Genomic DNA, 8,729 nt, shown 5'->3' on the forward strand with positions numbered 1-8,729 from the left:
CTTAGTAGCTTAACCTGCTACGGTTTCTCTCCCGGTGATGCAACTTGACGAATGACCATTTCGTCATTTGCCTTATTCCATATCTTATTTTCAAGGTGCATTCTCTCAATTGCGCCGATCATTGCGGCGACAAGAAATAATATAGCACGATCTTTAAGCTTATGCAACAGTTTTTTTTTAAAAAAAATGGAGTTTTTCTCTCATCATTTTTCCTCGAAGCAGTTTCCCCCTTTAGAAACAATCTTAATTAAATACCTGAGCCTCAACAGAATAATCCAAAATCATGAAACTCAACAAAAAGTAAAAAACATGCCGCCTTTGGCGGCATGTTTTCAATCTTACTGTTTACCAAGCCATTCATTTACTTGTTTCGGATGGCTTTTAACCCATTCAGCAGCAGCTTGATCCGGAGACATTCCATCGTGGATCTTCAGCATGACTTCTTCCATATCCTCTTTGCTCCAATGAAACCGATCCAAAATCGCATACGCTTCCGGCATGTCCTTCTTCAGGCCTTTACGCACAATGGTATGGATCGATTGTGGACCACCATAAACTCCGTCCGGATCATCCAGGAATTTCAATTTATATTTTAAAAACTTCCAATGCGGTTCCCAACCGGTTATCACAATCCATTTCTTCTGTTTATACGCCTTGTCCAGGGAAGCTACCATCGAAGCATCCGTGCCCGAGATCAACTGATAGCCATTCAGTTGATATTGTTTCATTAGTTTCTCCGTCAGTTGCATTTCGCCGGATCCTGGGTCGATACCGATGATTTGCCCGTTGAATTTATCGCGGTACTGATTCAGCTGATCAACGGAATTGATCGGTACATATTGCGGAACAACCAGCCCAATTTTTGCTCCCGTCAGGTTAGGACCCAAATCGTCAAATTGTCCCTTGTATTTTTCGACAAAAATTTTGCTTGATGACGGCAACCAGGCACAGACGTGAGCATCCGCCGCTCCGCTGACGACGCCTTCCCACATGGGGGCAGCTTCCGTCTCTTGAATTTCAACATCGTAACCGGCTTTTTCCAATACTTGTTTAACCACATTGGTGCTGGCAATTTCCGAATCCCAGGCGACATAAGTCAGCACGATTTTTTTCTTGCCGGATCCGTCTCCGACATAGGAATAAACCGTCATCCCCAGCAGGGCAATGATCGTGGCAATCGTCAACCATTTGCGGACGATCACCATCGGCGTTTTTTTATTGACGGCGGCTGTTTTCGCATTTCCGAGATTCTGGGTGACACGGTCAAGGATAATGGCAATGATGGCAATCGCCAATCCGGCTTCAAATCCCTTTCCGACCTGCAGACGGGAAATCGATTGGAGCACAATCTTGCCCAATCCGTCTGCGCCAATCATGGAACCAACCACAACCATTGACAAAGAGAGCATGATCGTTTGGTTGATCCCGGCCAGAATGGTCGAACGAGCCAACGGTAATTCCACCTTGATCAATTTCTGCCAGGAGGTTGTCCCAAAGGCATCGGCAGCCTCTTTCAGTTCTCCGGATACTTGACGCAATCCCAAACTTGTCATGCGAATGGTGGGCGGCATCGCAAAAATGATTGAAGCGATTTCCGCAGGCACATTCCCCAGCGCAAAGAAAAAGACAGCCGGAATCAGATAGATGAAAGATGGCATAGTTTGCATAAAATCAAGGACAGGAAATAAAAAACCTTTCATTTTGTCGCTGCGACCGGCCAATATCCCCAGAGGAATCCCGATCACAATGGAAATCAAGGTCGCAGTGAGAACCAACGCAATCGTCAATACGCTGTCTGACCATAATTGCAAATCATAAATCAGCATTAAACCGATGAATGCAAAAATGGCAATCCTCAAGCGACTAACCAACCACACCAGCAGGGTCAGCAGCAGGATCATCCAGATCGGTGGCACAGCGGACAACAAATGTTGAAAGAAATCAACAGTCGGCCCAATCGCCCCGTTGATCAAATCGAACAGCGGCTTAAAATGAATTTGCAGCCACTGGATAAACGCATCTACCCATTTGTCTAAAGGAATACGCGGCAAACTCATTCGGAATCACCTGCCTGTCCAGCCAGAGCAGCAAAAATGGCTCCTCTTCCGACCGCTCCGGCCAGCCGTCCTTCCTCATCCACCACAGCGGCCGGATAAGAAGAATCGGACTGGGCCATAAGCTGAAGAATCTCCCTTAACGGTGTATCTTTCTGGACGCGGACAAGATCCCGGATCACAACATCCCGCATCTCTTTTCCTTCACGTAACGCCTGTTTTGCCTGCTCAGCCGTGAGCATTCCATGAAGCTTACGATCGCGATCCACGACGAGCATTGCCGGAACACCTTTATCCCGCATCAGCTTTAAGGCAACTCGCAACCCATCCTTGCCGAGAATGATTGATTCCGCTTTTCGCATAATCGACTCAGCGGTCAACACTTTGGCCAGGTTGACATCTTGCACAAATCGCTCGACATATTCGTTGTTGGGATTGGTCAAAATATCCTCAGGCGTTCCGATTTGCACAATTTCCCCATCGCGCATAAGGGCGATCCGATCCCCGATTCTCAGGGCCTCGTCCAAATCATGGGTAATGAAAACAATAGTTTTATGCATGGATCGTTGCAATTCGAGCAACTCATCCTGCATATCCTTGCGAATGAGCGGGTCCAAAGCACTAAAGGCCTCGTCCATCAACAGGATATCGGGATCATTGGTCAGTGCCCTGGCCAGCCCCACCCTTTGTTGCATTCCGCCGCTCAATTGGTTCGGGTAACTTTCCGCCCAGGCTTCAAGCCCCACCAATCGCAAACTTTCCATTGCCTTCTGTTTTCGTTCCTGTTCGGGAGTACCCTGAATTTCCAAGCCGAACTCCACATTCGACAACACTGTGCGATGAGGAAATAGGGCAAACTTCTGAAACACCATTCCGATCTTTTTGCGCCGGACTTCACGCAATTTTTCCTGGGACATTTTGACGATATTTTCCCCGTCAATCAATACTTGTCCATCAGTCGGTTCAATCAGGCGGTTTAGCATTCGAATCAATGTTGATTTACCGCTTCCCGATAAACCCATAATCACAAAAATCTCGCCGGTGTACACAACAAAATCGGCCTGATTGACTCCGACCGAAGCACCGGTTTCTTTCAATATCGTCTTTTTATCCTTTCCCTCCTTTAACATTTTCAGTGCTTTCTTCGACGAACGACCATAAATTTTGGATAAATTTTCTACTTTTATCTTTATTGTTTCCAAAAAAACACCCCTCTCTCTTAACCTACTAACCGTAAATGTCATTTCTTAAACCACTTTTTTGCTTTTTTTCTTTAATAACCAATCATTACCATAAAAAATTACTTTTTTCTCACCAGGGGTACCGACAGAAAAACGCGATTTTGCCACGCTAAGAACTCAGAGAAGTGAAAAACCCGATTTTCAACCACGTTAAGGGTTGTGATCGGGTTTTGTTGTCTGATTGTATATTTAATCGGTGTATTGATATGTTCCCAATTGAGCGGTGAAAATATGGAAGATCATATTTAGCGCTGTTCCTCTTTGGTATTGGTCAATCAATGAACGTTCTCGCAGTTCCCCTTGACTTATAAAACGTAAAGCTTTCACTACATGATTTTCCCGGTTATATGAACGGAATTTGTTCATAACAAGCGACGCAGAAACACTTTCCCATCTAAGATTGAATGGGAGATACGCAATACCTGATCGCAATTTTGCAAGATCACTTGAGGATTAATCTTTTTAAGCAAATCTGAAATCTTGGGAAACCATTAGGCAGATCGAGGGGAAAAAAAGTGCGCATCCCCTGTATTTCAAATCCCGGGCGCAAATCGAAATCCAAATATATGGCTTAATCCAAAAACTTGATCAGTATAGCCCGCGGCATCCGTATCATGTTTTTTGATTTCTAAATCTGTTTCATGGTGGAGAATCTTATCGATGAGGAGAATTGATCACTGACAAAGCGATTCAGCATAGACGGAAAATCCCCCGGCTTGGACACGCATCCCATCACCCATATTTTTCGTTTTCACTTCTGAGCCGTTTGAAGGATTGAGGAACGGGCTCTCCATTCGTGTCATCTTTCGTCTTTTATGCACCAGAACCCGTTTTATTGATAATGCCGTGTGGATATTTTCGATATTTGAGTTTTCGCGTTGTTGGCAATTCTAAACGAACATTACCTGATCTGGGTGCTCTTCGGTTACTTGTCAAAGTCAATTCGAGTATTAGCTCTTCCGCAAGCGAAGTTATTTGTCTAAACCCAACGCTTCTGCAGAGTCCTTCTACTATTTGGAAGGAATTGCACCTTCTGTTCAGGCACCACCTAAAACGTGTATTAGGGATTTGGGTGTTGGGGGGCTATTTCCAGTCCATACATTTCCGAAATTATCCTCGGCGTAGTATGAACGCACTCTTCTGGTGCTTCCAACATAAACACGTTCAGTCGCACCAGGCTCCACTCTAAACCACACTGTCTTCACATATCCCTCAGGACAAGTCCCAGGAACTACCAGATGATTAATGCAAATGAATACGGTATTGGGAGTAAGGTTACGAAACGAGAGGGACATCTTCATCACCTCTTTTTAAATTATTAATCTCACTTATATGGATTTTTTCAATAAAAGTGTTAATCGACTGTGGGGATATAATAGTAGATCCAGAGAAAGAACAGGGATATTTTGGAAATTACGTGATAATTCTGCCAGATTCCTCTCGACTTGGATTATGGCTTCTGGACTTTCTGTGCATGGGACAGGTCGAGAACTTTGTAAAGGTGGCCAAGAGTCAATACTTCATCCCGATGCTCTCTGTATCCAGCTTGGATGAACTTAACCAATGGCAGGTTGAAAAGTGCATCGCTTACGAGGCGACCACTGTTCCCCGTACTTCACTTACCGTCAGGGAGGCAAGCCTATGAGGAAGACAAAGCGCACATGCTACCGCTGCCTCCACGTCCGTGAGCTTGCGATCCAACCCGGTATGGGAACAGCAATTCGCTTTCCATGGTCACCTTGGAGAAAACAGCTTTGACTATGCCTCCTCAGAGCTGAGGTGAAAGGTCTTTGCTGAGCGAGTGGAGTTCTGCCACAAGGGAGAACTCATTGAGACACATCCGCGATGTTTGGGACAAGGCCAAGAGGTGCTCAACTACGACCATTTTCTCGATCTTCTCCTTCAGAGGCCGGGCGCGGTCTAGTATGCCCGACCGTTGAACCAAGCAAATCTTCCGCCCAGCTGTGCGCAGTTTCGGGACAAGTGCCAACACTGCCCGGGAGGGATAAAAAAATTTTTCGCATTCTTCTCTCCACCGTGAGTTTGAGCCCTCCCCAGTTGAAATTTCCCATGATGAAGAACGTTTCGCACCAAATAAAAGAAGCAGAGCCAAACTTGGACTCTGCTTCCGTTTTCGTCCGCGATTCCCATTGTGTCGTGAGGAGATTCTTCTTGCTCTGCTTTTCTCCACACGTCGCGACAGGTTGAAGGGATGTACGGAACCCGTCTTCCATCTTCGCTTGTGATCAGGAACTGCTGGAAGAGCTACACGAACTGCTGTCCCGCCAGTGACTGCTGGAAGAACTGTCCCAATACCCCCAATCATGACAATGATGCAGCATATGTTTCAATATCTTGGTGGCTTTTTTGCTGTGCCGGTACGCTTTGTACAAGGAATGGTGATCCATCTTTTTGTAATGATGTTTGGGATAGTGAAACATCGGATACTTGGGAGGCGCAGGAACCATCGGGGGCATGGGAGCCACCGGAGGCATGGGATGCATGGGAGGCTTAATGCGTTCCAACAAAATCCACTCCTTTGGATTAAAGATGCACGTTGCTATCCTATGATCGTCTATCCATATTTGAACCGGTTCATCCGCCCCATTTTCCCATGGTTCCAGCCTGAAAAATTTATTTCAACTTCCCTTGCAAATATGCCAAGCTTTGATGGACGGAGCGCATCGGGTCATAATCAAATTCCTCCTGTTCCACAATCAGCCAGGAAAGGTTCCACTCGTTGGCCAGGGCGACAATTGCAGGGATGTCAAGAGAACCGGCTCCTACTTCCGTACTGACTGCTTTGCCGTTTACCCGTTTCATATCCTTCAGATGGAGTGCAATCAATGAATCTCTGTATTTTTTCATCAATTGAACGGCATTGAATCCGGAATATTCAGCCCAATATATATCCAATTCCATTTTGACCAATTGTGGGTCCGTTTCCGTAAACAGGATATCAAATCCTGTTAATCCGCCAAATTTTTGAAATTCGAAATCATGATTGTGATAGGCGAACATGAAACCGGCCTCTTTGCACTGTTGTCCCAGTTGATTAAACGTTTCTGCCAATCGTTTAAAATCATCAGCTGTCGTCCTCATCCCTTGCGGCAGCCAAGGAACAACCAACAAGCGGTTGCCGATCTGCTCATGATACCGAAACACGGACTCAATCCGATCCGGTGCAAACTCAGACAAGGGAACATGGCTGCCCGCTGCAGTCAATTTTTTCTCTTCCATCATTTTTTTTACCGCCATGGCAGGTGCTTCGAAAAAACCGGCGAATTCAACTCCCTCATATCCCAAGTCGGCTACCCGGCGGAGTGTCCCCAAAAAATCCTTCTCAGCCATGTTATTTAACGTCCAAAGTTGAAGTGCGATTTTGCACATTAACGCCAATCCTCCTCAATCGGGCATGGTTTTTCGAGCGATTTCGCCATTTCAACCCGTCGATTCAACCTGCGGCCATGGGTCAGAAGGGAAAAGTCCGTGGTTCATTTTGCACTGACACCCATTTGGTTGTGGTAAATTCTCCAAGCCCCCAATTTCCGCCAAAACGTCCGTAACCCGAAGCTTTTTCACCACCGAAAGGAATATTGGGTTCATCATTGACCGTTTGGTCATTGACATGAACCATCCCGGCCTGGATTCGCTGGGCGACACGAACTCCGTGCTCAATCGATCCGGAGAAAACCGCGCTGCTCAACCCGTATGAATTATCATTGGCAATCTCTATTGCTTCTTCTTCACTTTCAACGGGAAGGATACAGGCGACAGGGGCAAAAAGCTCCGTTTGGGCAATTTTCATGTCATTACGCACATCTGCAAGAATATAAGGCTCAAGAAATTGATCATATGCTTTTCCTTCGAGAATCAGCCTGCATCCCTGTTGTACAGCATCCTCGATCAAAGAAAGAACGCGGGGAATGGCATTTTTATTGATTAACGGTCCAATAAAGGTATCCGGTTCCGCCGGATTTCCGACTTTCAGCTTCTTCACTTTTTCCGCAAACAAACGGATAAATTCTTCATATCGACTTTTATGTACGATGATGCGGTTAATCGACATACAGATTTGCCCCTGATGCAAGAAAGCACCGAAAACCGCAGCCTGCACCGCCTTTTCAATATTTGCATCTTCCAGCACGATAAAGGGGTTATTGCCTCCCAGCTCCAGATGCAGTCTTTTGAGATGTTTTCCGCAAATTTGGGCGATATGCCGGCCTGTTTCAGTTGAACCCGTGAAAGAAATCAGCCGTGGAACGGGATGTTCAATAAAGGTATCACCAATTTCCTCGATTTCCCCGACAACAACATTAAACACCCCTTTTGGCAGACCGGCATCTTCAAACAGTTTGGCGAGAAAAAGACCACCCGATATGTATGTCTGCGAATCCGGTTTCAAAACAACGCCATTACCTGTTGCCAAAGCAGGAGCGACCGCACGTAAGGATAAAATAAACGGGAAGTTGGACGGGCTGATGATCCCAACGACTCCATGCGGTTTACAATAAACCCGGTTCTCTTTTCCGACGACAAATGAAGGGTGAACCGTTGTGTTCATCTGAAAAGGGTATTTGGCTGCCTCCTTCAACATGGAGAAAGCCGATTTTGCTTCAATGCTGGCTTTGATCCGGGTACTGCCCGATTCGGCAATCAAGATCTCGATGAGTTCGTCGGCCCGTTCTACCATCAGTGCCGCAGCTTTTTCCATTACCATTGCCCGATTGTAGGGGTTCAATTGTTCCCAGGCTTTCTGGGACTGTTTCGCTTTCTCATAAGCTCGGGCAATATCATCGCGATTCGCCAACTGAAGGGTGGATAATGTTTCACCATTATAGGGATTTACATTTTCATAGCGGGTCGGGCTTGAACCATCAATCCATTCCCCACCAATATATTGCTTATTCCAATACGTAAAATCATACATGATTGTTTTCTCCTCCATTTCTTTTTTATTTTGTAGTACAATATTAACTTTCAATATTATTGTTATTATACTATAAACGTGATTACATTCAGTAAAAAAAGGGAAAATATGAATGGTTCTCCAGAACTATTCAAGTAGAAATAGCTGCTCATTTCGACAGGAAATCCAGAATTAAAATGGAACTCGCCATGATTGTCATCGTCCCTCCAACCAAGCGATTTCCATTATTCTCGTATCCGTTCTCTCTGTTTTATCCCATATATTATATTTATTTATTAAAATAAAATAATATCTTCAGGTCTAAAGTGTCTTTGTATCTGAAGTTTAAAGTGTCTCACATCTATTAAAATGGAAAGTCTCCATTTCGTTATTAATAAATAAAAAAACCCATCTCAATCGAGATGGGGAGGCTGTTGACAAAAGAAGGTCAACAGCCTTTTTTGTCGAATTGGAATAAAAAACATTCCGAAGGAAGGTTTCCTATGTTCAGAACCAACGCATCCA

6 protein-coding genes are annotated in these 8,729 nt (G+C 45.2%); all 6 read right to left on the reverse strand.

Annotated features, from left to right (window positions below; genetic code table 11):
- Nucleotides 1–338 precede the first annotated feature (338 nt).
- The 6 genes from I8U18_RS17110 to I8U18_RS17135 all read right to left on the reverse strand — a co-directional run bounded on the left by I8U18_RS17110 (nucleotide 339) and on the right by I8U18_RS17135 (nucleotide 8,225).
- On the reverse strand, nucleotides 339–2,057 hold the full coding sequence (locus tag I8U18_RS17110; RefSeq protein WP_033102436.1) for an ABC transporter permease/substrate binding protein: 1,719 nt from the start codon (nucleotides 2,055–2,057) through the stop codon (nucleotides 339–341).
- The gene (gene proV, locus I8U18_RS17115) at nucleotides 2,054–3,298 is read right to left on the reverse strand and encodes a glycine betaine/L-proline ABC transporter ATP-binding protein ProV (RefSeq protein WP_198065146.1); all 1,245 of its coding nucleotides are present in this window, start codon (nucleotides 3,296–3,298) and stop codon (nucleotides 2,054–2,056) included. The genes I8U18_RS17110 and proV overlap by 4 nt, the downstream gene beginning before the upstream one ends.
- A gap of 530 nt (nucleotides 3,299–3,828) precedes the next feature.
- Nucleotides 3,829–3,966, reverse strand: a complete 138-nt coding sequence (locus tag I8U18_RS18400) for a Tn3 family transposase (protein ID WP_081944042.1) — start codon at nucleotides 3,964–3,966, stop codon at nucleotides 3,829–3,831.
- A gap of 1,575 nt (nucleotides 3,967–5,541) precedes the next feature.
- Complete coding sequence (locus I8U18_RS17125) at nucleotides 5,542–5,820, reverse strand: hypothetical protein (RefSeq protein ID WP_033102434.1); 279 nt, start codon at nucleotides 5,818–5,820, stop codon at nucleotides 5,542–5,544.
- 109 nt (nucleotides 5,821–5,929) lie between these two features.
- Entirely contained in the window at nucleotides 5,930–6,685 is a 756-nt protein-coding gene (locus I8U18_RS17130) for a sugar phosphate isomerase/epimerase family protein (RefSeq protein WP_033102433.1), read from the reverse strand.
- 82 nt (nucleotides 6,686–6,767) lie between these two features.
- Nucleotides 6,768–8,225: an aldehyde dehydrogenase family protein gene (locus I8U18_RS17135; RefSeq protein ID WP_033102432.1), complete on the reverse strand. Its 1,458-nt coding sequence runs from the start codon at nucleotides 8,223–8,225 to the stop codon at nucleotides 6,768–6,770.
- Nucleotides 8,226–8,729 lie beyond the last annotated feature (504 nt).

Origin of the sequence: Thermoactinomyces sp. CICC 10522, assembly GCF_016055075.1 — a bacterium.
In the GTDB taxonomy this organism is placed as follows: Bacteria; Bacillota; Bacilli; order Thermoactinomycetales; family Thermoactinomycetaceae; genus Thermoactinomyces_A; species Thermoactinomyces_A daqus.